Source organism: Pseudomonas sp. NFIX49 (assembly GCF_900115915.1).
GTDB lineage: Bacteria > Pseudomonadota > Gammaproteobacteria > Pseudomonadales > Pseudomonadaceae > Aquipseudomonas > Aquipseudomonas pharyngis.
In genome coordinates, this window is record NZ_FOYE01000005.1 from 453,836 (window position 1) to 477,944 (window position 24,109).

Sequence of the window (24,109 nt, forward strand, 5' to 3'; positions counted from 1 at the left end):
GTTGAACTAGGCTGCCTGAGGGCTCAAAACGAATTGATGCTGATGGGCTAGGCCGTGCAAGTGTTGTCTGCGCTATGGCAGGCGACACCCTCGAGATAAAGCTCAGGGTGTGCGATTGCTTTCATAGCGCTTACTTTGCAGGCCCTCGAGGCTTAGGCTCCCCCTTAGACTCGAATAGCAGCCGGCTGTACGCAACCTCTAAGCCCTCCCGAGTTTGCTTGGGTAAAGCCGGTTTCTTCTGACGCTCTGGCTTCGAAGAAGGATTGGAAGCTGAACCTGGTGGATAGATCTGCTCGAAGTTCTTACGCTCCTCGACCGTCAATGCTGCGACGAAAATCTTCTCACTGACCCGGGCGGCACGATCTTGCTTAGTGAAGGCCAAGACGTTCGATTGGACCGGAACGGGGAACGGACAACGAAGGTCGGACCTGAAACCGGGTTTACATCTCTGAAGGTTGAGGAGGAATAGATCCTCGACGTCGCGCCTGCTGCTGGAGTAGGAGGCTGAGAGATATGCTCTGTTGATATCCTCAATACCGACCGTATAGCGATGTTCTGCGCGTGCTTCAAGGTAAGCCGTTTTGATCAGATGCACTGTCAAACGCTTTATTCCGAACGTACACCGATACAGCTCATGCTTGAGTGCGGCTGGATCTGCAGATACACGCTGCCCAGTAACCCGGATACATTCACCAACATATTCCTCCCAAGTCTTCGAGTCAGGATGGTCCGGCAGCATTACGCGGGGATCGGAAAGAAGCCGTTGCTTGTCCTCACTGTTCCTCGTCAGCAATTTGTGACCCAAGCTGTAGTTCGCCACATAGATCATCGGGACCCCAAGCCCTGCCATGGTGAGGAGGATATCCGTAACCCGGGCTACGCCTTGACCAGTGCTCTGATGCTGCATCTCTTCGAGCATCATTAGTGACACCCCGTCACGATTGACCCTACGCCGGCACTCTGTCAGCAGCTTTGACGTGTTCGCTCTAACTCCCGTCGCGTCGCCGCCGAGGAAGTCTTCCAACAACTGCCTGCCGCCAGCCTTACCCCGTGCGCTGGCGTACCAGTACGAGATTAAGGTATGTGGTTCATGGTAGTGGGCGGATGAATAAGGCGCAGGTCCAGGCATTACTTTCATCAGCGCACTGATAGTTTGGCTCTTCCCAACGCCAGCAAGGCCGGTGAGGCATATAGGAAACGCCTCATCCTCAGGGGGATGATATAGCCGCCGCTGATATTGCTGGTCAGTGGAAAAACTCCCGGCGGAAAAGCTGCGCGCACGATCAACGTTGTCTTTGATGAAGTCCAAAGAAAACTGGTTGGGAAGGAAAATCGTCTTCAGGGTCTCTGACAAACGCTCAGCGGCTAATGCGGGGCTCAACTCCTCAAGACCGGTCACCGGATCAGGATGCACGGTAACCAACCGTCGGATATCAGCCAGCGTGTGCGGTCCGTCAAAGCGCGTAGAAAAGATGTTAGTCATGGCCTTTCCCCATCAACCGCTTCTGGTCAGCGGCATCACGCTCGGCCGCTCCGCCCTTCGCAGGACGCCCCAGCTTGCGAGTACCACTGTCCCAGGCTTTGCCTGTTGCGTGAAGAAACTGGGCATTGCGATCCTGGAGGATCGCGGGTTGTTCTTCACGAAGCTGCGCCTTGCCGCGCAGCCGATTCTCATTGAGCACTTGAAGATCCGACAGCGAAATGTCGACACTGCTGGGGTGAACGCTCGCCGGCTTTACAAAGTCGAGTTCGTACAAGACGCCTTCTAACTCGATCCAGATATGTCTGACACACATGGTCATCACGTACGCTGTGACAGATATCTGGCCATTGAGCGCAATCCTGTCAAAAACTTCGGTATCAATCAGCTTTGAAGAGTTGTACTTGCGGCCATAAAAATAAACCCCGCTCCTTTTGATGTGCGCCGGATGAGGAGTCAGGAATTCTCGCACGGCGTAGTCAAAGCTAACTTCCGTTCCCGCATCATAGCCAAGATCACTATAGAACTTGTAAATATTATGTGGGGTTGGACTGAAGCCCACCTCAAACATATCAGGCGTCATCTTCCCCTCAGCATCTGAAGCATGGTTATCGTAAATAGCTTGAAGAATATGCCGTTTGGACATTTCGATAAAGTTGAGCGAGCTATGAAAATGCGTTGGCTGGTCATTGTCAGACTTGGTCCGAGGGTGTGACGATTCAACCGTCGCTTTCGACTGACCCGAGTGGGTAGGAGTCAGCTCAAGCCTGGATAACCAACTCATCATTTCGCCACGAGCGACTGCTTCTGAACGGATCGGTACGCCCATGGTAGAGCCGGGCCCACGGTCGAAGACAATGTTTTGCGGCAAACCGTAAGTGGGCCATTCTTCTTCTCTAATGATCAATCCGAACAATGAGGCAAATTTGACCTTACTAATGGCCATCGAAAACAGGGCCATACGGTAGGCTTCCATGTTCTCTTTGTTTTCGGAGAATCCCAAGGCGACGACGGCTCCAGACTGACCACATACTCCCCGAACCACACAGGCCGAATCCATAGCGGATCCTTCGAGCAAGCCAGATATCTTGCCTTTAGGGTTATAACCGTCAAACTCAACAAGTTGATTTACATTGACCAAGTCATGAGAAAAACTTCCAATAAAACCGGACTTCGCTCGAGCCCCGCTCGGACCTCTACGTGCTTTCCTATACGCCTTGGTACTTATCACCTGACCAAGATAGTAATCGTACTGCCCTTTTGTGGGAAATGGCTTCCCGTCGGGTTGATAGAACTTCTTTTTTCCTTTCGATGTTGTTAAAGGAAAGCAACCGAACTCGCCCACCAGCACGTCACCAAAAATCTCAGCGTCCGTTTTGGTTTTATTATTATATTTAATGAATCCATTTACGATAGAAGCTTGCATTTCGGGCGTGGCAGGGAATCGGGACTTTAGTCCCGACTTAGGCGGCCTTCCCAATATTTTCCCGTCTACTGCTTGTACCCTTTTGCCTTTCCCGCAGCGGCCGAAATTGGGCATAAGCGCCCATTTCGAGCGGCCGAACACGAGATAGGTAAAAAACCAAAACCTCAGCCGGGCTCCAACCAGTTTGGGGGACTGCTGATCGGCATAGGCGTTGATAATCGATTCAGGCTTGTCGCTCGAGAGAATATGCTCCGCATCTTCGACCAGATTAGCTATGGCGAGGTAACGCTTGTTAACCATTTCATCGTAGCTTTTCTTCGGCCTAACTCGATCTTTTTCCAATTGATCCACTGAAATGCCGCTGATGGCCTTCAACCAGGGAGGTGTGGCGTCACTGCCACATTCGACAAGATCACCATTGGTCAAAGCCAGATCAAATTCAGGCCGGGAAAACGTTAGCAAGCTCGCAGTGGTGCCTTTTTCATCAAAAAATACAAGGCGCGCCCTGTTTGCCTTGCCGTCACTTGCAAGGAAATAGTATTCGACATCATTCGTCAGCCCTTTAAATCCCTCAGGTGCTTTCAGCTTGGAGCCAGTGATCATTTGGGCAGTCCAGCAAAAAGTGAGCCATAGACTTGCAAAACATCCGGCGCATCCGTCACCAATGGATGATTGATTAGAATCGGGTCAAACAAACTGACCTGTAGCTTGCGCTCCCATATGTCTTTGTAGATCTTCGTCAGAAACAGATCACGCCGGCCCCACCGCTGACCGTACGTTAAGGCAACAGACGCTACTGGCCTCCCATGAGCGACGCAGTCACCGACATCGTGCGAGAAGTCCTCAAGAAGATTAGATTCGAGGCTGATTTCGCGATCATGATAGCCATATAGAAGATCCAAGTTGGCCACCAAAACTGGGTCCAGCAGGTCCCTAGAAACCCTGACAGTCCTGATACCTGCACTATGGTAGTACGCCTCCTCCAAGGCATGACGCAAGCGAGCTTTCTCGCGGTCGTCTTTCTGTTTCGCTAGGCTCTTCAAGCTTCCCCGAGCGACCTCATGAAAATCCATCGCGCTCAACTTCACTGTCCAATTCACAGCGTAGGGGACTGAGCCTTGCGGTTGAATATAGAGAAGCAGATCGCCCAGGTAGGGATGGGGAACCCTCTGGCGCTCACCATCACCGTACGTCACGACTACAGTCGCGTGTTTGAGCCTGATTTCCTCTGCTACTAAAGATGTTCCCTTCACTGGCAGCAGTTCCAGTCCAGCAGCTAAGGGGTGCCCTTGAAGTGGATGAACGTGTGGAATTGGGCTGAGCATCTTCTGCTCGTGCAACTCAAATACATCGGGATTATAAAGAGCCAGTTGGGCGAAGATCCTTTCAGGTGTAGAAAGAAGATGCAGTGCTCGGCCAAGCTTCCTGCTATTAAGGCGGCAAATACGAGAACCCTTGGGAGCCTCACCAGGAACTGCGTAAATTCCGGATAAGTAGTTATCCCCCCATTTGAAGCTGCCCTGCCGACCTATAATGCGAAGTAAAGATTTTTTAAAATCCACAAATTTAATCCATCGTTCATTCATCCTTAGCAGGCAACGTATAACAGCCCTCCTGAATCGGATGAATAAGTAGTCCAATAGCGCGCAGGCGCACCGATGGCCGCATCACGCGCAATTTACTTTCCTCGGGATGAGCGGAGCCGTGCAGGGCTTGACGCCCTACGCTAGTGAATGGACAATGGATAAGTCAGGTGTCGAAAGCTGACTTATCCTCAGAGGCCCAAGGTCACACTTGGGCCTTTGTCTATCTGGCTCCTGGGTCTTCTATCCAGTTTCCATTTTTGCTTTCCTCAGGACCTGATTAATAGGCCAGCAACTATCTTATTTTAGATGTCCGCACTTTGGCAGCTGCCTCTCCATTCATTACGGCAGAGTTTTGATCGCTTGTTTGCCGTGCACTTCCAGTCCCAGTAATGCCTTTAGTAACCGTTACTTAACGCTGCATGGTAACGCCGAAAAATGGCGATTGACAACCGGAATAAATCAGCTAAGTTTCGCCTCCGACGGCGAATTAATGCTGAATTTCCAGTAATTTCGGTGCCTGGACGGCTAAAAACTGCCACACCTAGATGATAAAGAAATTAAAATCTAGCGGTAGATGCCTACGGTTATGAGCCCTCGCATTAGTGAATAATCATCCGATGTTTAGGCCGAATGGATACAAAGCACGAGATGCCGGCTGCTATACTGATCTCTTCTGACCCCGCATAGGAGGTCGCATGAGCGACGCTTCAGGTCAGGAATGGGTGGCAGGGCCACTCCCTCGGCTGGACTGGCTACCCGACGAAACACTGTTCAGTTTGTGCAGTCGACAGCATCTGGTAATGGGTAACTTAAATGCTGCGACGACATCCACCGCTGTGTTGGGACTGAGTCAAAAATTTATAAAACATGATATCCCCTGCGGAATTTCAGCGTTAGAACGAAATGGGTTCGAATACTGGGGCAGTGCAGAATTTATTCTTCTCAATCACACAATATTCCCACTATTTGTTCCATTTCAAAATAAATTTAAAATTGAAGACGCGATAAAAACTGTTAAAAGCGATCGCATTGATTCAATTAAATATCGACTTGGCTTGGTATCAAGCGGCTTTGGCGCTGAACACCCGTTGAAAGCATGTCCGTACTGTATGCGCGAGGATGTGCACGCCCATGGCGTCGCTTACTGGCACCTCAAGCACCAATATCCAGGTGTGCTGATCTGTCCACGCCATCAAGCTTGGCTCATGGCATCCACCAAAAGTAGACGGTGGTCGGGTCGGTTTGAATGGTCGCTACCTGCCAAGGAGTTCTTGATCGAACAGACCTCATCTCAGGAACTCTGGTCACGTCCAGATTTTTTGGCCTTGGCGGACAATGTCATCGACCTTGCATCCATCGGCCGAGCGACGTCCTTCGAGCCTTGCGCCGTCGCCACGGCCTATCGAACGGCTTTACTCCAAGAGAGCGGATCTGCATCACTGCTCGACCGCACCGAGCCGCTCCGCCGCTTTCATCTTTTTGAATCATTGCCGGCAGACAAAAAAAGCTCAGAGTCATTTGTTAACCAGCTTGTCCGTACCCCCCGCAGAAGCATTCATCCTCTGAAACATCTGATTCTGATTGGTTGGCTATTTGATGACCTGCACTCTTTTATCGAGGCCTACAAAGCTGAAGTGGCCCGATCAGCTCAGCGAGTCGCATCCACTCCATCACAGATACCTGACGGGCGATACTCGCTTTCAAGCGCTGCGGTTCCAGCCAAAAACTCTCCGAGGCCCAAGCGACTAAAAGGTCAGCTCAAACAGCATCTACTGTCAAAACTGGCTGAGGGCGTTTCGAAACAGGAACTTTGTAAAGAATTTCAAATCACTGTGTCTACGATCAATAAGCTGCTGCGTGCCCACCCAGCGACATACGCCTTAGCTCTTAAAGCTAAGCTCTGCCGGGAGATCGATGAGCACAGGAGGCAGTGGCAACATTTGCACAGTTTGTATCCTGAATTGGGAGTTCAGGCTTTGAGGAACACAATGCCTCCTCTCTACGCCTGGCTTTACCGAAACGACAAAGCTTGGCTGATAGCCGAAGACCGAACCTTCGCCAAACCAGCGCACGTGAACAAACACCCTGTTGACTGGGAGGCCCGGGATTATCGGCTACTGAGCATGTTACAAACGGCGTGCGAGTCGATCGCTTTGCCCCAGCGCGGTCCCGTCAAAATGGCCCAGCTGTACGCCATGATTCCCATGCTTTCGACTTGCCTGGAAAATCGAAGTCAATACCCCGAATCCAGAGCATACCTGTCTAAGGTGCTGGATCGCTCCAAGCCGCAAGACCTCCTCGACCAGGAATAGGGCATTAATGCATCCGAACGTAGCTAGCTAAAGTTCGAACAAGCTCGACGACGACTACCTCTGGACTCCCAATCACTCGACATTTTCCAAGAATCAACACGGCCGTTTTCAGGGCAGTGATCTGTTTCGCTGGCCGTTTATTGAGATGCTGCGTCGCTACATGAACGCAGGCCTGCTCAAGGATGATGGCTTTGCCGTGGACGCCAGCATCGTCACAACAGATGCGAGTCGGCAGCGCGGCGTACCGGGTGAAAAACCAGTTGTTACCGCCAGCACCTGAATGATCCATTTTCCGAAACTTAACTGATTCTGGCTCCTAGTTTGTAACCATGACCAGAGTTAGATTTTTACCGATCGGGTTGGGTCAGCATGGTGTCGGCCACTGGTTCAATGCGGCATCAGCCTGCGGAGCAAGCCTTGATGAGTCCTTTTGACATTTGGAAGGAACACTTTCAACATCAATCTGAACGACATCGGCGGTTGCTCTAACACGACTGTGGACGCATAGAGAAATAGATATCCAATCTCCAAGAGGGCATTGCGCACATGGACCTCGCACGACTCGAGCAACTCGTAAGCGGACAGGGCGAGTGCGTCAACGGCTGCGACCTGTCAGCTGAGGATGCTGCCATCTTTGTGCAGAACAAATTTTCGCATTATTCGTTTTGCCTGGTCCAAAACTGGACGCTGCTTGAGCTAGAGGCCTGCGACGAAGAGTGCGATGCTCTTCGTTCCCGTGGGTTGGAGCCAGTGGTCGTCTACGCGCGCAGCGTCGTACTCGACAGTCGCGAGCGCTTTAATCCTGGAGATTGGGTACGTAGCTCCTTCCAAATGAGCTACGACGACGCAGGACTCTTTTTTACCAAAAACACGTTGTATGTTCTGCTCGGTGAAGGCTCCCGACAGAAAATCACACTTAGGGATCTTTTGAGCTTGAAATGAGTTTCCCGGCAGCGCGAATCCAGTGCACTACTCTTGGACACGAAAGGATTGAACGATAGGGTCGGCACGTGGCGGCGCCCCGTCACCAGTCGCGTCAAATACTGCATAGACCGCTTGTCGCAATTTCGGGTCGAACACTTCCTATAGCTCTTTTACTCCATGACAGGATCCGCTGCGCGAGCGAGCATTGAAAATCCTTTTTTCTGACGACACGTTAGGTGGCCGGTTATGAATCAAAGCGAATGCTGGAAAGTTCAGGCTCAGGCCACCAACGATGGCAGCGGAGATGTCATCGTCGATTTGCCAGCCGCCTTGCTTAATGAGATGGGCTTGACGATCGGGGATGATCTGACGATCAATACCGTCGGAGACTCGATCATCCTGACGCCGATCCGCAAACCTGCGCAAGGATCTCACAGACTCCCCAACCATTCGCGCGCTCAAGCAGACGGCAATTATCGAAGCCGCATGAAGGTCTTGCTCGGCATCCCCGAGGACGCGACTTATCAGCACATTCACGAAATGATTGATGCAGGCCTGATGGCAAGCATTATCCCAACAATGCGCGACTGTGGTCTCATCAGCGTTGAAGCTCAGGACAAAATCATACCTGCCGACGCGCTCACGACTAAATTGGCCAACTGCGAGCGATTGACCGCCAGTGAGAGCGATCACTTGTTTCGGCTGGCGCACACAATTGCGGTGGCCGAATCCTTTTTTGGTGACACTGAGAAGGCCTTAAGATGGCTGTCCAAGCCAAAATCTCGCTTTTCAGGCAAAAGCCCAATTGAAATGCTCTCCACTACACCTGGGTTGCGTCAAGTGGAGGACCTGCTAGCTCAAGCTACAGAAGGAATGTCAGCCTGATCCTTTGCGCCATGATGATGAAAAATCGATCAGCATGGCTCAACCGCAGCCTTAAGACCTGCGGAAAGTCGATAGGTATAGCTATTATGAGCTGGAGGGTATAACCGCACGCTCCATCTTGTTGGTGGTGGACTACTGCCCGCCTCGAAACAGTGTAGGACATCCACAGTTGACCTACTGCTGCCAGTCGCGACAGGCAGAAAACGGCCAATAGCGGCCTTTCATAGGCGGCTGCCTTCGCCCCCTGTAAACGGCATATCCAGGGTCTTCGCGATTCGGTCCAATATGTTTGTGCATTCTTCAGAAACAATAAGCGGTGGCTCATTAATCATGTAAAGCAGGTGTTCGAACGCTATTCCAGCCTCGTTGTGATCGACATAATCGAGAACGATTTCACCACCATTCTCTAAACCTGCTTGAGCTAACGCATGGTCATCCGGTACTGGGCCGGTTTGTTCGTATGCAATGGACATCAGCGCTGTGATTTCCTTGAGCGCCTCTATGAAGTCGGTTCTCAACTCGTGGTTATGGCCGCTCACTAAAAACGCTCCTTCGATTAAGATAACTTGCGGTCAGCATGCCTCTGGTCGATTGCGGCCCATCGAGATCGACTGCCAACGACCAAAAGCGGACTGAATGAGTTTTTCGATTCACTTTGAAGGTAGAGGGGGCTGGCGCTCACTCATAAAACTTGCCAGCCAACAATATGGTCGCGCAACGCAGCCATACGTTTGATACTGGAGCATTCGATAGAGAGCTCCTGCTATTGGCGCTCGCCCAAGCAGCCGCTGCATCAAGAAACGTATCTACAGACCCATTTTCCCACCCCAAGGCACCTGGTCCATAGGGGGATGATGGCGTCGTCTTTTCCAACACACGCTCATTGGAAAAATCAGAACCAAGCGCCTGGATAAACCCGATGAACGATTGCTCATCGTTTACGCTCTCCAACAACTCATAAAGATCTACAGACATAGGCGTCCTTGCATCGGCGGATTAGCGAAAGAGTGCTGGCCAGCATGCTGCTATGCAGTTAGATAGACAGTCAACCTCTACCATTGCCAGCGTCCGCTTCGGGTCTATTTCAGTCGATTACAACAGACAGCTATTGGCCGATCTCTGCCGGTCATAACCTTGGGGCGTACAGGTTGTTGGCGCTGATACGATTTTGACCCGGGTTGCTGATTTTGACTGACCTACATGCGGCCCGTGAAACCCCGCGTAAACACATCATTCGCTGAGTATTTGGATAGATCAATGAATTCAGGCAGCCTGGTTCAAAATCGCATCAGCGGCAACACTAAGTTGTTTTACTCACTCCACAAATTAACAAAATCGTCAAAGTTATTTGCAACGAATTCGGTTTCACTTGAGCTCGGATCAAATATTTCAACAGCAACCCAGGGTGTTTTGAAATTTAGGCAAATCAGATAACCACCCGCATCCCTTGCTATAGGGATCATTTGTTTGGGGAGTCTTGGGGGTTTTCCGGCCCCTGAGTACCATGAGATGGTATACGGGGTCACATCAGGCGAGAAAGAAAAGAATTCGCTTATGCAAGTCCCTTTGTTGCTATATGGAAATGAAGATATCTCCGGAGAGGCCTCATCGGAATATGTGACCAAGTCCAAGTATGACTTTGGAAAACTTACATTAAGCAGTTTTTCTACTTGTGAAATTGTGTTGGCATCCACTGAGGATCCCTGTTCAATCCCAAAAGAACTCCAGTCGAACTTCATGTCAGCCCTCCGTAATTATTTCTTTCCATCTGCAAAGCCCCCTTTGTTTCCGGGGTGGAACATCTTCTGCCAAAGAGCATTCCATTGAGGGCCTTTCGATTGTTCATGTTGATAGCGCCATACCAGCTGGAGTGTATCCGTTCCCGGTACGTGATGCCATGTGACTTCCTTGCCAGGGCTAATGCCTTTGGTAGGTATCTTGGTGCCCTTTACACGTCTGAATCCTGGCACCATTGTTTCCATTATTTTATTAAAATCTGCATCAGTATCGGCTGACTTTAAGAGGCTTTCGTTCGCAACCTTAAAATGTTCTGCGCGGTTCGGAACGGCTAGCACATCCGGGCCAATTTTGGTCTCGTATAAAACGCTGTATGCGTGGGGATCCAATGGCGTCGCCATACCGCTTAGTGCTTCATTACGGTTTGCTGCAACCGGATCCACTGCTCCGCCAGTTTCTGCCTTGCCTCCATCCGCCTCTAGACACTCCAGTCCCAACGGATCCACCCACACGGTGGGGTTAGGCACGTACTGGTAGTTGTTCAACCCTCCTGCGAGTTTGATCGGATCCGGCGTCAGAAACCGTCCAGTTCCCGGGTTGTAGTAACGATGGCGGTTGTAATGGAGGCCCGTCTCCGCATCGAAGTACTGACCTTGGAACCGCAGCGGGTTGTCGATTTCACTGACATCCAATGCCGCGAGGTTGCCATAGGCGCGGTACTTCGCCGACCACATTATATCGCCGCTGTAGTCGGTGAGTTCTTGAGGGGTACCGAGGTGGTCTAGTTGGTAATAGAACGGCGTTGCCTTGAGGGGGCCTTCGCCATCGAGCATTGCCAGAGGGCGGAAACTGCCAGGCTCATAGATATAGCTGCGATACCGGCTTTCTGCGCTTTCTGCGATCAGACGTTCGCCTTGCCACAAGAACTCGGTTGTATGGCCATCGACCGTTTTTTCGACACGGCGGCCAAAGGCGTCGTACTTGTAGCTAGCTTTGCTTCCGCCTGGCAAGGTGACGCCGATCAGGCGATGCTGGCAGTCATAGCGATACTCGGTGACGATTTTCTGAGCGGCGCCGCGGCGTTCGCGAATTAGATTGCCGTAGGCGTCGTAGTCGTAATGGCGGTCACCCTGCATCAACAGGCGGTTGCCTTTGACGTTGGCGAGGTTGGCGGTGCCTTCGTTGGTTTGGCCAAGCAAGTTACCCGCCGGGTCGTGGGCAAAACTTTCCGGTGTGGCGCCGCGCACGCTGATCAGACGATCAAGCGGGTCGTAGTGATAGCTGCGATTGCCTTTGCGGCTGTCGTCGACGCCGGAAAGGTTGCCAATGGCGTCGTATTTATAGCGACGCTGGAACAGGTTCTTATCACGCTGACTGACGCTGTGTGCTTGCAAACGACCTTGTTCGTCGTACTGGTATTGGCTGAGCAACAGTCCTTGTTGGCGTTGTTGTTCGCGACCGGCGCTGAATTGGTGGCTGGTCAGGCGAGAACCGTTGAGGTCGATGCTGCTCAGGCGCCCACCGGACAAATGACGGTAGTCGAGCGTGCTGCCATCGGGCAGGCGACAGTGGCTCAATTGGCCGACGCTGTCATATTCGTAACGTGTGGTGCCCCAGCCTTGATGTTCAGTGATCAGGCGGTCCTGTACATCGTATTCGTATGCCAGCGGCCAATGACCATCATCAATATTTACCAAGCGACCCAGTGCGTCGTAACTGTAGTGAATCTCTTCGCTGTCGGGCAGGGTTTTGACCAGGAGGCGACCGGAAGCGTCGCGCTGGTATTCGGTGACCAGTTCGCTGCCGTCGTCGCCGAACTCAGTTTTCTTCAGCAACTGGCCTTTGAGGTCGTACTCGTAGGCAGTGCGGCGACCGTCGAAGCCGATTTCTTGCTGGATCAGGCCATTTGAGTAGTAGTCGAGCTGATAGCGTTCGCCGCGCTCGTTCTCAATCTCGGTGAGGTTGAGTTGCGAGTTGTCGTAGCGGTAGTGAAGTTGGCTGCCGTCCGGATTGATGCGGCGGCTGACCAAGTGCAGGTTGTCGGCGTATTCGTAGCGAGTGATACGCCCCAGCTCGTCGCGTTCGGCGGTGACTTTGCCGTAGGCGTTGTAACTGAAAGTGCGTGTCGTGCCACCTGGTAAAGTGATCTGCGCCAAGCGCTGAGCTGCGTCCCATTGATACTGGGTGATGGCGCCGCTCTCGTCTTGGCGGGTGATCAATCGGCCGGATGAATCATAGCGGTATTTGCGCTGGCCTCCATCGGGCAGACGTTCTTCAAGCAATTGCCCAAGGCCGTTCCAGTCGAGCTGATGGCGGCTACCATCGGGGTGGGTAATTTCCAGCAAGCGGCCTCGGCGGTCGTAGCGGTAGCACGTCTCACTGCCGTCGGGGTCGGTCTGCTGGGTGATGTCGCCCTGGAGGTTGCGCTGGTATTTCCAAGTGGCCTTGCCCCGACGGACTACTCGTATGAAACCGTTGTGATACTCGTAAGTGGTCGGTTGGTCTTCAGGGGGAATGATTGCGACCAGGCGTCCGGCTTCGTTGTATCGATATTCTGTGATGGCGCCAAGAGGGTCCTTTTCAGCGATTAGCTGACCTTTTTCATCATAGGCTCTTTGTGTTTCTGCACCATCCGGACCGGTCTGGCTGACCAGTCGAGCGTTTTTATCATGGACGTAAATCTGCTCGCTGCCGTCTGCATTAGCGACAGTAACTGTGCCTTCATCGCCCCAAACATAACGCGCATCGATCTGCGCAATATTGGACCACTGACGAGTACAACGGGCCCACTTGCCTTCGCGTTCCCACTCCCAGTGAAAGCTTGCGCCGCCGGCCAGTTGGCGCTGTTGGATTACATGCTGCTCGTCATAGTGATAGTGCTCCACTTCCCCAACGGCATTGGTGGCGCTTATCAGTTGATTACGCTCGTTGTACCTATAGCTAACCAGTGTCTTGACCGTCTGCCACGGGTCTTGGCGTTCGCCTCGTTCGTTGTATTCCTGACCTAATTGTTGGTAGTCAACGGCGATAATATGGCGATCTTCATAGCGCAGGAGCAAAGAACGTCCCGCTCCGTTATCGATGCGCTGGATGCGATCAACCAAGTCATAGCTGATGTGCAATTGGTTGTCGTAGGCATCGCTTATGGTAGTCAGGCGCCCGGCGCGGAAATGATAAAAACGTGTGTCCTGTCCGGCCTGAGCCAAGATCAATTCGCCCGGCGCATCCCCTATGAAAATCGCCGCCTCGGAAAGGCTATTGGTGATGGACGGACGCTGTTCGTTAGGTAGAGGAAACTCGGTCCGACGGTTTTCGTTGTCAGTCCACAGCACGACGTCATCGCTGATTTGTAAACTATGTGATAGCGGATGGCTCCAGCCGAAGCCTAGACGGTTGTCGATCTCTACCGCGCTGGTGCGGTAAAGACGTATCCATACCAGCGGTAGCAGGCCGTCCAATTTTCCATCAGTGAGGGTTAGTAGTTCCTCACCGGTGACCATCGAAATGGGGTCGCCCTCGCAACGGGTTTTGGATTTGCACTGTGCCGCTTGATTAGCCGGGTTCGTGGACTGCTTAGGTGCGTCATTAACCTGTTCGTTTTTCACCAGCAGGCTTTGCGGTTCTGTTTTCTTCCGAGCAAATACCGAGGCGTTCGGCTCCTTAAGCGTGGGGGTATCAACGGTCTTGGGAAGAGGCACAGGGCCACCACCAGTATCAGTAACACCGATGGAAAGAGGTGCCTTCTTACCTGCGTCCAGTGGAACATCCTTGGCCTTGAGCATTACAGGCTTGGAAAGCTCTGTATGGGCCGGAAGGCTATGTTTGCTGCTAGCCGACATCAACTGTTCAGCCAAACCCTCAAGGTATTTGAGTGCTCCCCCAGGCTTCATTTTGCTCAGGGCCTTGGTCCCCAACCGCACGGCAAGGCCGGCTCCGCCCGTAAGACAGATACCGATGACTACGTTGATCAGGAACTCGACGCCTATACTTGCGATCACGTTGACGATCACCTGCGGCGGCAGCATGCCGACCCAGGCCACAATTGCCGAGATGTAGATGAACATCAGCGGTTCGTCGTTGAGTATCAACAAGGCAGAGGCAATTGCGTCTTTGGAGGTCGCGTAGAGCTTTTCGAGTTCAAGGTCTGATAAGTAGTCGCGAAGCTTTTTGGCATTCCCTATCGGATCGGCCAGAAGACCTACAAGGTTTTTCAAGTCATCCCAGAAACCGAGTAGCGCCTGCTCGAAGCTATCAAGCGCTTCTTTCAGCAGAATCATCGCCCGACCCGAACGATCTGCCGCGGAGTAGGTGCTCCATTGCGCTTGAAATTTGCTCGTCCATTCGCTTTTCAACCAGCCGTTTAGATCGCTGATCACGCCCTTGTAAGAACCATATAGGGCTTTGACGTCACTTTCGGAGACATCTGGAAAAAAGGTGATGCGATATTGTTTTCCTGGGATGCAGTTATCGATGGTCTCGATACCACTGGGGCCAATTTTTTTATTGATCGGGGCTCCCACCACGGAGTAGCCAATCATTGCTTTTTCGACCTGTTCGATGCGCACCGGGGTATTGCCGATGGGCACGTAGCGCGCAGTCTCGAATGCATGGATCAGCGTAAACTTGCCGTCCTTAGGACATACTGCAAAGGTCTCAACGGCCCCTGTTCTGGTCCTGCGTTGCGTAACGCTGACTTCGTTGCCGACCTTGAATTTCTGGTCGACGTCCATAGCCCAGCCCGTCCAGAAACCATCCGCCCAATTTTTGTAGTCGCTTAGGCAATTATTGAAGTCTTTGAGGATCAGGTTGACGTCGGGTGCTGTGGCGTCCAGTACCTGAAGAACCAAGGTTCCCAGTGGGCTGCTAATCATGCATTGACTTCCTTTGTCAGCTGGGCGGCGAGGCGCTCTGCCATATCTTCTGTATTCGGTTGATGTCGGACGAAGCGTTCGACTTTGCGGTGCAGGTTGTTTTCAGGAAAGGCGAAATACAGCTCAGGGCAGTCTTCACGCAACCACTGCATCAGGTTGTCGACGACGGTGCTCAGGTCATCCTCGGCGAGCTGTTTGAGCAGGTCCTTGGGCACCTCCCACCACGGCCAATCCTTCACCTTCGGCAACACCCGCGTCCCGACCTCCAGCGTTTGGCCATTAATCAAATACCGCTCAAACACCGGCAGCACTTCTCCAGCCTTCTCCCCAAGCCCCCGCAGGATCGGATAAATATGCCGCCCATCCCAAAACCGGAAAAACACCTCGGTGCCGTCCGGCATTTTCACCTGCGTCAGGCTGCGCAAATGTTCGAACACTTCGTTCGGCGCTGAACGCGATACCGCCAGCCAGCCCCAGTCCAGCGCATCAGTTTCGGCGATCCAGGGTAGGAAGGCCGAATTCGGCTTGAGCTCGGTGAGGTAGGGCATCACCGGTTGCCAGGTGGAATAGGGCGTGCCGCCCCAGATCGGCAGGAGCTGGGCGGTGGGTTCGGTGAGGTACAGGGTTTTCAGCGCGTCGGCGTCGCTGGCGGCGCTGATGATCAGATACAGGCGCTCGCCGCTTTGCAGCGGTTGTTGCGCCAGCCAGTCCTTGGGGGTAATTCGTTCAGATGGCACAGGCACCTGCCTTGCATTTTTCGCATTCTTCGCAGAACGGCGCGTTACGTTTCAGGGTGTTGATCTGCGCCGGGGTCAGGACCTGGCCGGCCTTGTCGGCGTCGGCTTGTTTCAACACACCGGGCATCAACGGCGCCGCACCAGTCCCGCTTCCCGGGCTGCCGCCGGAATTCATGTTGATCACCGGGCCGCTCAGGGTCACGCCGCCGGCGTCGATCTTGATAAAACTGCCGCCGCCGACCAGGGTCAGCTCCGCACCGGCTTCCATCACCACTTTCATGCCGCTGCTCAGGTGGATTTCCTGGCCGGCGTCGATGAACTGGCCGGTGCCGATCTTGATGTGCTGATTCACACCGACGGTGAGGTGGTCGTTGGCGCGGGTTTCGACTTTGCGGTCGGCGTAGACGGTGTGGTGTTCTTCGGCTTTGAACTCGGTGTAGCTGTTCTGTTCGACGGTGTCGTGGCGTTCGTTGCCGACGCGGATTTTCTGGTCGTGCTCGATGTTCTCGTCCCAGTCGCGCTGGGCGTGCAGGTAAATCTGTTCCTGACCTTTTTTGTCTTCGATGCGCAGTTCGTTGTAGCCGCCACCGCCCATCGAGCTCAGGGTCTTGAAGGTGCTGCGGGTCTTGTTCGCCGGCAGTGGATAGGGGACGGTGTTTTCCTTGTGGTACAGGCAGCCGCTGATCAGCGGTTGATCGGGGTCGCCTTCAAGGAAGGTGACCAGCACTTCCATGCCGATGCGCGGGATGGCGATGCCGCCGTACTGGGCGCCGGCCCAGGCGCTGGAGACGCGCAGCCAGCAACTGGTCTTGTCGTCGGCCTGTCCTTCGCGGTCCCAATGGAACTGGACTTTGACCCGGCCGTACTGGTCGCAATGGATCTCTTCGCCTTTCGGGCCGGTGACCACCGCGCTCTGGCTGCCGAGGATGCGCGGTTTCGGGTGGCGCAGCGGCGGGCGATTGGGCACGTCCCACGGCGTGGCCTGGAAGCGGTTGCGGTAGCCCTGGTGGAAATCGTCTTTCAGCGCCGTGGTGTCGCTGGTCACCGACTCTTCGAGCACCTGCGGCTGCTTGCCTTCGTGCAGCACTTCGGTGAGCAGCCACAGATCATTCCACTTGGCTTTCGGGTGTTCGGTCAGAGCAAGAAAGTGGCCGCTGACCAGCAGTGCCTGATCACTCTTGCCTTCGGCCAATTGGAAGTCGCTGCGATGGCGTTCGAGGGCGCGTTTGGCCAGGTGCTTGCCGCGCTCGCGGTCGATGAAGCGGCCCGGGTAATCGTAGTCTTCGAGGTCGGGCAGGGCGTCGCCACGGTTTTCGCTTTCCAGGGTCAGGCGCGGTTTTTCGAAGTCGTAGTCGCGACGGGTGGTGCGGCTGGTGCGGGTTTCCAGGCGCAGGTCGAAACGCTTGATCACCGGGTTGCTGGCGACCATGCCGGAGTCTTGCTGATAGGGCACCGGCGCCAGTTTCGGAAACACCGTCTGGTCATCACCGAACAGCAGTTTGTGGCCTGTTGTGGTGTGCTGGAAGTGGTAGTGAATGCCTTCCTCTTCGCACAGGCGCTGGATGAAGTGCAGATCCGACTCGTCGTATTGCACGCAGTAGATGCGCTCGGGATAGATCGAGCCGGTCTTGAATTCGTAGGCGTTGCCTTGGATGCCGTGCTCTTCGAGCACCATGCCGATGATTTTCGGCACGCTGAGGTTCTGGAAGATGCGCTGGTTGATGCGGTGCGCGAGATACGCCAGTTGCGGACGCAAGGTCACCGAATAACGGGTCAAGCGCTTGCCGGAATCGCCTTGCGCGGCGCGGTAGATCTGGCCATGGATGCCGCTGCCGTCAGGCGACAGCTGCAGAAAGGCCGGTTTGTGCAGCAGGGTTTCGAGGTCCAGCGACGGCTGCTCACTGACCAGCTCCACCTCAAAGACAAAAGGCTGGCTGATGGCTTCCCGGCCGGTGAGGGTAAACACCTGAAAGTCGGCGGAAAGCCCTTCGATGGTCAGGGCAAAGTGGGTTTCATTGGCCGGCGCGAACATCCCTTGTTCCTCGTGCTGTACAGCGGCGCTCGTCGACGACCGCAAAAAAAGCGGCTCAACGTACGCGAAATTCTGGAGGGGCGTAAACAACATCGACCAGCAGAGCTGGCCGATGCGTGTAACGGTCAGCCGTAATTAAACGACTGGAGCACGCCAGTCATCGGAACCCGAAGTACCGGATACTTCGTGGGTCCAGGTGATTTTGCGGTAGGTGAACTGCACTTCTTCCAAGTGGGTGAAGTGGGCGTTCGATGGATCCTGGCAGTTGTGCATTTTGTTGTTGATGGCGACGATGATCGCGTCTTCCAGTTTGGTGGTGTAGTAGTGCTCTTGAGTACCTTGAGCAGAAGTACGGTACCACTGGATAACGATTTCGCTCATGCGCTCGCCGGAGGTCAGAGCAGCTTGCAGCAGAGGCGACGACTTGTCGTAGACCTTGGTGATCACAACTGGCTTGTGAACGCGCTGACCGGTTGGCTGACCGGATTGCGGGTCACGCGGGATGATCACGTCGTGGCTGAAAGCCTGAACCATCACCTGGTCTTCGTGGCCTTCCTGATAGGTGTTGCCAACGGAGTCGGCGGTGAAGGCGCCGGCAGTGATCAGGCCTTGTTTTTCGCCGGTAACCGACATGTACGCTGGTGTTGCCATGGGGTGCTCTCCTTGCGGATAAATTGAGGGTGCCCGGAGGCGAAATCGCCCGGTGGGTGGCTGAACTGTTATCAAGGAGCGTGCCAGGTTTTGCGTGGTGCCCGGATGGCGGGGGCGCCACGGTAGTCGGTGATCATTCGGGGCGATTTTCAGCGGGAAAGTCGGGAGAAAGTGCGCAAGAAGTTGCGCAGTACTGCGCAACTTCTTGCGCACTTGGCTGCAGCCCTTGCAGCGCTTGGGCTACAGAGGATTTACCCCCTGAAATATTACGACATACTGCGCAACTTCTTGCGCAGTATGGCGATAGGCCATGCCAAGCGGTTTGAGATTTGTGTGGGGGTTGAATGTGAAGTAGACATGGCAGCTATCGGCCAAAAGCGGAAATTTGATTCCGGGGTCGCTCAGCAACCCATCGGTCATTCAGGAATGGATATACCGGCATGAAGTAGCGCCGCGATAATAAACGGAGACTTTTTCTCCAGATACTCAGCCATCCCACCAGTATTGCTCGACTCCAACTGAAACTTCAGAGCTTCATACTGCTGGCGGATCGAGGCATAGCGCCTAAGCAAATCTCTGAACTCAAGCATCTGGGTGATCGTAAGGTGGCCACGGGTACAAGCGTGGAGCTTGTGCGTGCGAATCCCATTCACATTACGCCGATAGAAATGATGCCCTTCCGATAGATCACTTCCTCGTACATATCCCAAACCCATCAACACCTCGTCCCGCGCCGGGGCATTGCGATGATCGTGAACCTCGATGAGCACATCGATCTCGGGCTTCGCTGCGAGCCCTGGAACAGAGGTGCTTCCAACGTGGTGGAGGGCAATCAGCTCATCGCCAAAGGCCGAAGCGATGAGTGGTTTGTCTGCTAGGAAACGGACGGGCCAAGTGGGATTATAGGGAGTGATCTTGCTGGTCAATGCCATGTCCGTTCCTTGGCGAATAATATCTAAAGCACCGAATTTTCCGTCAAAACATCTGCATCCGCTAGCGACTGATAACGAAACCTCGGCATTACGGCGATTTAGCAGATCGAATTAGAATCTGGTCGAGGTTGGGTAGCTGTCCTGTCCAGCTTCTGCGTCTGGCCGAACGCAGCCGCTCATGAGAGACCGCATTCGGCGAGAAGCGGACGAAAAATTTTCCGCTCCCCAGTGTTTTAGTCGTCCAGATCTCGGTCACGACACCACTGGAGGAAGCCACTAAACGTAGCTGCGATAGGTGCTAATTCGCCCTTTAGAAGAAGGTCGAACTGACCGAACGCTACATCAAACACTGCTTGAGATGAGCGGTGGTAGAGCACGATGCCTTGCCCCACTACTCCGGAAAGAGCCAGATAATCAACGGGTACTCCAAGCTCGTTGATCGCGTAGGTAGTCGCCTGCTCAACTTGATCTATTTCGTTTAACTCATACCATCCTCGAACAGGCATTGCGCCGTAACGATAATAAAGATCGGCTAACGCAGTACCCTCGATTCCCAACGTGGTGACGTAAAACGAGACGTTAGCTTGGTGAGCTAGCAAATGCGCTGTATAGCCAAGGGGAGAGTTAGATTGGAGCCATTCTTCGATGTCGGGAGGGAGCATAGATTGAGGACCAGAAGCGTATTTTGTTCGGCGAGGATACTAGAGCAGCTTCCACCGTATGTAGCTCTATGTATGCGCTGTTCGTTTCTGGCCGGTTGCAGCCCTTCGAGACAGGCAGCAATCGGCCAGAAACAGCCGTTTAGAGCAGGGAAAAATAAATCCGTCGCATTTCCTCCCGGCTTGGCAATTTGCAGACACGCCTTTACACACGCTGAGCCGGGAAGTTTAGAATTCGAAAATTAACCAGTCCCTTTTTTCTAAAGTAGATGCCAATGGTGACTTCTCTCGATCTTCAGGACTTTGATGTTGGATGGATAGCCTCTGATGCCATCGGGAGGTTGCGCTCTTCACTACGGCTGGTTCGGGGCCTATTCCTGACTCCGCACTTCCCTCCGTCGAGAACTCCGAAGAATGGGTCCTTTCATTGCCGGAGCTGTCCGATGTAGATCTGGTTACTTCCATGTCTGGTGCAAACGCTTTCGTTGCCTTTGCCAAACGTGGGTTCTTTGCATATGACTGGTCGGACGTCCATCGCACTGCACGCCAAGCCTTGAACGGGTATGAGCTGCAAACCCGTCCACTGAGTCCATTGACAATTTTCGACTTGCCGGCCCCTTTACGGGCATTGGCTGAAGTTACCCGGCTATCTGGCGTAACGTTCGGAGTATCTATCGTAATGATAGGTGATCAGGTTTCTTAGCCGTCATTCAGCGGTTGGGGATCGTTTTGGCCGTTTTTTTGCCCCCCAAGACCGGCTGAAAACGGCCATTAGCGGACGCTCACAAACGACTGCTACCGGCCATAAGCGGACGTTCTGGAGCGACCGCTGTCGGCCAGAAGCGGCCCTTGGTTACGTACGAAGTCAGGGTCCATTCAGTAGCCGCGGCAGTAAAAACGGTGTTGATTGTCAAAAAACCCCGCAGGGTGGCAGCTGCGGATAGTCAGAGCCAGCGACGAACCTCGGCCTTGTAGCGCCGGTAGTCGTCGCCGAACTTCGCTTCGAGATAGCGCTCCTCGCGAGCGATCACTTGCCTCTGGATCACTATCAGCACCAACGGAAGCAAAGCCAGGGCGATCGCTCCGTGGAAGCCGATCGCAATGCCGGCATAGACAAGCGCCATGCCAAGATACATCGGGTTACGGGTCCACCGATAAGGACCGGTCGTTGCGATGAGGGTCGTTGGTCGCGAGGGCGGAATGTTGGTGCCCAAGCGCCGGAAGAGCCCCGCCGCCGCAAGCATCGTTGCCGCGCCGGCAGCGAACAGCAGCACGCCCGTCGCGACCAGCCACCCCTGGTCGATGCCGAAAGAGCGCAGGGCGACGAACTGCTCCGCCGCCAGCCCCAAAAGCAGCGCTCCGAGATATATGAAGGGTGGAGGGAAGCGCACCCCCGCGCTGTCAGGTTGGACGGCCATATTCATCTCCTCCCTATGCGCTCAAGCCAGCATCGACTGCTGTGCGAAAATACCCGCCATCGCGCCTTGCGATGATGCCTGGGTGACCGAGGGTAATATGGGTGTGGTGAGATCGCCGGCAGCGTAGATGCCGGGCGTGCTGGTTTGGCGACGCTCGTCGACCTTGAGCACGACGCCGGTGGGCGTATCCATCGTGGCGAGGCCTATCGACTCATGCAGGTTTGCGGACGGCTTGTTGCGCGGATGAGCAAATAGGATGTCGACCGCGACAGGGGAGCCGGTTTCGAGATTGACCGTGGCGATATGCCCCTGGTGATGGGCGATCTCGACGATCCGCCCGTCGACGACAGGTATGTTGCGGTGCGCCAAATCGGCCCTAGTGTCAGGCGCAATGTCGTGACCATCTGCAAAGACAGTCAACCTGTCGGTCCAATCGAGGAACAGCCTGACCTGGTTATGCGACTGCGGGCCAGACCACACGAGCCCCCAATGCTTGCCGGCGGCTTCAAAGCCGTCGCAATAGGGGCAGGGAACGATGGATGTGCCCCAACTCTCGGCATACCCTGGAACATCAGGCATCTGGTCGGCGACGCCATAACTCAGGATCAAGCGGCGGGCTTTTAGGCTTTCGTGATCGTCAGTGACAACGCAGAAATCGTCGATTACGCCAGAAATTTTCTCCGCCCGGGCAATGACCAGCCTGACCGTTGGATAGCGCGCCAACTGCTTTCTCGCCGCAGCCAGGATTTCCAGTGGCGGTGTGTGATCGTGACCGAGCAGCCCATGCGAATGGCCGGCAAAGCGGTTACGCGGTCGGCTGGTATCGAGAACGATGACCTTGCGACGGGCACGGCCAAGCTGCAAAGCGGCGGCGAGACCGGCAAAACTTCCGCCGATAATGATGACGTCATTCATGGTGATGGGCTCCGCTGGAGTGTCGGTTGTAACGTAACCTTCGGATTGAAGGTTTAAGATACTGAATGGTATCGTAGACCTTAAATTAAGATACTGTAAAGTACTAATATTATGACTGAAACCACTCAGGGCCGGCGCGGCCGCCCCACCAACGAGGCGCTTGCCCAAACAATACTCGACGCCGCAAGCGAGCTTTTTGTGGAATTGGGTTTTCAAGCGACGACGTTGGACAAGGTCGCCCAGCGGGCGAAGATATCCAAGCTCAGCATCTATAGGCGCTTCGAGAACAAGGAGGCGCTGTTCAGCGCAGCCATCGCGGCCGGCTGCCAGCAGTCGTTTGCGCCACAGGCCCTGCTTGAAGGTGCCGAAGGTTCGGTGGAAGACCAACTTATGGCAGTGGGAACATCTCTACTGCGCACGCTGTTAAGACCAGACGTCAGCAGTATCGAAGCCATGGTTATGGCCGATAAAACTAGCCAAAACGACTTGAGCAGGCGCCACTACGAAGCTGGCGCCGCCCACGTCATCGCCGACATCGAGGCCCTAATGCGCCAGCTTCACGCGAAGGCGCTCCTCAACGTACCTGATCCCCACCAAGCCGCCCGTTTGTTTGCCGCGCTTTTCAAAGGGTCCGATCTACTGATGATCGCCCGCTTCGATTTGGCGAGAGCAGAGGGCGAAATCGAATCCTATTGCCAGTCGGCCGTCGCGATGTTCGTCGCCGCGCACGGTCGCAGCGACCATGCGAGTGAATAGTATTTAGTCGCTCGGGGGTAGCTTGGCCTAGTCTTGGGTTTGAGCACTAGGGGTCGCAGCGGGAACACGGGCTGCGTCTGATAACTGTCGCAGTACTGGCGCAAGTGCTCAGCATCGTAGCCCATTGGCCGAAAGCTGCCGTACCAAGCAGGCCGCTTTCGGCCAGAAGCGGACGTTGACAAGCGACTGCTACCTATCCTTCATAGCCATTCGAATGCCAGCGACGAACGTTGGTAAGCAGCCATTCGTACGCAAGGGCCGAAAGGTCGGCATCATCCTTCCGGCGGTGCACCACGACTGGCTTCGCACTTCAAGAAGGCCCAATCGATTAACGCCTCGATGGACGGGCCAAGCGCGAGCCCCAGCTCACTCAGCGCATACTCCACCTTGGGTGGAACCTGCGGGTAGACCGTCCGCGTGATGATCCCGTTTTTCTCTAGTTCCTTAAGTTGCTGGATCAGCATCTTCTGGCTCACGCCCTCAACCCGCTTTTGCAGTTCCGAGAACCGCACCGGCGCCTTGGCTGCGAAAAGCTGGACGATGATGACTATTTTCCACTTTCCCTCAAGCACCCGCAGGGTCTCGCTAGTCGCGGCCGCCCATACGAGCTGCTGCTGAGGGTCTTCGCATCTCCAATCTCGATTCACCTAACTTACCTTTTGGTGGGTAACAAACCTACAGGTAGGTTCTTGCATATACCTATAGCTACAGCTAATTTTGCCCCTAAAGCAATCTTGCGGCTATAGCCCGAACGAGCTGATGCCCGTTTTGCCCTCAGACCGAGGACG

At 54.2% G+C, this 24,109-nt stretch carries 19 protein-coding genes and 2 pseudogenes; 5 read left to right on the forward strand and 16 right to left on the reverse strand.

The window, feature by feature from the left end:
- Positions 1-130 precede the first annotated feature (130 nt).
- The 3 genes from BMZ46_RS16995 to BMZ46_RS17005 are packed head-to-tail and all read right to left on the reverse strand — an operon-like array spanning position 131 to position 4,468.
- Positions 131-1,483 (reverse strand): transposase, encoded by a 1,353-nt coding sequence (locus BMZ46_RS16995; RefSeq protein ID WP_081353120.1) that lies wholly within the window; start codon positions 1,481-1,483, stop codon positions 131-133.
- A complete protein-coding gene (locus BMZ46_RS17000) occupies positions 1,476-3,509 on the reverse strand; it encodes a transposase (RefSeq protein WP_074689818.1) in 2,034 nt (677 codons plus the stop codon). The genes BMZ46_RS16995 and BMZ46_RS17000 overlap by 8 nt, the downstream gene beginning before the upstream one ends.
- Positions 3,506-4,468, reverse strand: a complete 963-nt coding sequence (locus BMZ46_RS17005) for a PDDEXK family nuclease (protein WP_224794717.1) — start codon at positions 4,466-4,468, stop codon at positions 3,506-3,508. Before BMZ46_RS17005 ends, BMZ46_RS17000 begins: the two co-directional genes overlap by 4 nt.
- Positions 4,469-5,187: 719 nt before the next feature.
- Here BMZ46_RS17005 and BMZ46_RS17010 point away from each other — a divergent pair.
- The 4 genes and pseudogenes from BMZ46_RS17010 (at position 5,188) to BMZ46_RS17025 (ending at position 8,613) form a co-directional block, all read left to right on the forward strand.
- Complete coding sequence (locus BMZ46_RS17010) at positions 5,188-6,804, forward strand: TnsD family Tn7-like transposition protein (protein WP_074689816.1); 1,617 nt, start codon at positions 5,188-5,190, stop codon at positions 6,802-6,804.
- Positions 6,805-6,871: 67 nt separating this feature from the next.
- Positions 6,872-7,060: pseudogene (locus BMZ46_RS17015) on the forward strand (IS5/IS1182 family transposase); the annotation flags it as partial.
- 290 nt (positions 7,061-7,350) lie between these two features.
- The gene (locus BMZ46_RS17020; protein WP_074689814.1) at positions 7,351-7,746 is read left to right on the forward strand and encodes a DUF6957 family protein; all 396 of its coding nucleotides are present in this window, start codon (positions 7,351-7,353) and stop codon (positions 7,744-7,746) included.
- A 228-nt stretch (positions 7,747-7,974) separates the two neighbouring features.
- Complete coding sequence (locus tag BMZ46_RS17025) at positions 7,975-8,613, forward strand: antitoxin Xre/MbcA/ParS toxin-binding domain-containing protein (protein ID WP_254778416.1); 639 nt, start codon at positions 7,975-7,977, stop codon at positions 8,611-8,613.
- A 221-nt stretch (positions 8,614-8,834) separates the two neighbouring features.
- Here BMZ46_RS17025 and BMZ46_RS17030 read toward each other — a convergent pair whose 3' ends face one another.
- The 11 genes from BMZ46_RS17030 to BMZ46_RS17080 all read right to left on the reverse strand — a co-directional run bounded on the left by BMZ46_RS17030 (position 8,835) and on the right by BMZ46_RS17080 (position 22,565).
- Positions 8,835-9,152: a hypothetical protein gene (locus BMZ46_RS17030; RefSeq protein ID WP_074689812.1), complete on the reverse strand. Its 318-nt coding sequence runs from the start codon at positions 9,150-9,152 to the stop codon at positions 8,835-8,837.
- 139 nt (positions 9,153-9,291) lie between these two features.
- Positions 9,292-9,588, reverse strand: coding sequence for a DUF7660 family protein (locus BMZ46_RS17035; RefSeq protein ID WP_074689810.1), 297 nt, complete (start codon positions 9,586-9,588; stop codon positions 9,292-9,294).
- Between the two features lie 335 nt (positions 9,589-9,923).
- Complete coding sequence (locus BMZ46_RS17040; RefSeq protein WP_092163875.1) at positions 9,924-10,352, reverse strand: SMI1/KNR4 family protein; 429 nt, start codon at positions 10,350-10,352, stop codon at positions 9,924-9,926.
- A 15-nt stretch (positions 10,353-10,367) separates the two neighbouring features.
- A complete protein-coding gene (locus BMZ46_RS29845) occupies positions 10,368-15,221 on the reverse strand; it encodes an RHS repeat-associated core domain-containing protein (protein ID WP_254778415.1) in 4,854 nt (1,617 codons plus the stop codon).
- Complete coding sequence (locus BMZ46_RS17050; RefSeq protein ID WP_074689808.1) at positions 15,218-15,958, reverse strand: DUF4123 domain-containing protein; 741 nt, start codon at positions 15,956-15,958, stop codon at positions 15,218-15,220. The genes BMZ46_RS29845 and BMZ46_RS17050 overlap by 4 nt, the downstream gene beginning before the upstream one ends.
- Positions 15,948-17,990: a type VI secretion system Vgr family protein gene (tssI, locus tag BMZ46_RS17055; RefSeq protein WP_074689806.1), complete on the reverse strand. Its 2,043-nt coding sequence runs from the start codon at positions 17,988-17,990 to the stop codon at positions 15,948-15,950. Before tssI ends, BMZ46_RS17050 begins: the two co-directional genes overlap by 11 nt.
- Positions 17,991-18,125: 135 nt before the next feature.
- Entirely contained in the window at positions 18,126-18,641 is a 516-nt protein-coding gene (locus BMZ46_RS17060; RefSeq protein ID WP_074687775.1) for an Hcp family type VI secretion system effector, read from the reverse strand.
- A gap of 416 nt (positions 18,642-19,057) precedes the next feature.
- Positions 19,058-19,573, reverse strand: a complete 516-nt coding sequence (locus BMZ46_RS17065) for a GrpB family protein (RefSeq protein WP_074689802.1) — start codon at positions 19,571-19,573, stop codon at positions 19,058-19,060.
- 233 nt (positions 19,574-19,806) lie between these two features.
- Entirely contained in the window at positions 19,807-20,235 is a 429-nt protein-coding gene (locus BMZ46_RS17070) for a hypothetical protein (RefSeq protein ID WP_074689800.1), read from the reverse strand.
- 941 nt (positions 20,236-21,176) lie between these two features.
- Positions 21,177-21,650: a methyltransferase family protein gene (locus BMZ46_RS17075; RefSeq protein WP_074689798.1), complete on the reverse strand. Its 474-nt coding sequence runs from the start codon at positions 21,648-21,650 to the stop codon at positions 21,177-21,179.
- Between the two features lie 21 nt (positions 21,651-21,671).
- The gene (locus BMZ46_RS17080) at positions 21,672-22,565 is read right to left on the reverse strand and encodes an NAD(P)/FAD-dependent oxidoreductase (RefSeq protein ID WP_074689796.1); all 894 of its coding nucleotides are present in this window, start codon (positions 22,563-22,565) and stop codon (positions 21,672-21,674) included.
- A gap of 111 nt (positions 22,566-22,676) precedes the next feature.
- Here BMZ46_RS17080 and BMZ46_RS17085 point away from each other — a divergent pair, with 111 nt between their 5' ends.
- Entirely contained in the window at positions 22,677-23,321 is a 645-nt protein-coding gene (locus tag BMZ46_RS17085; protein WP_074689794.1) for a TetR/AcrR family transcriptional regulator, read from the forward strand.
- An 11-nt stretch (positions 23,322-23,332) separates the two neighbouring features.
- On the opposite strand, the pseudogene BMZ46_RS29850 reads toward BMZ46_RS17085, so the two are convergent.
- Both BMZ46_RS29850 and BMZ46_RS17090 read right to left on the reverse strand, forming a co-directional pair.
- Positions 23,333-23,482 (reverse strand): annotated as a pseudogene (locus BMZ46_RS29850) (IS5/IS1182 family transposase); the annotation flags it as partial.
- 111 nt (positions 23,483-23,593) lie between these two features.
- The gene (locus BMZ46_RS17090) at positions 23,594-23,968 is read right to left on the reverse strand and encodes a winged helix-turn-helix transcriptional regulator (protein ID WP_074689792.1); all 375 of its coding nucleotides are present in this window, start codon (positions 23,966-23,968) and stop codon (positions 23,594-23,596) included.
- Between the last annotated feature and the right edge of the window lie 141 nt (positions 23,969-24,109).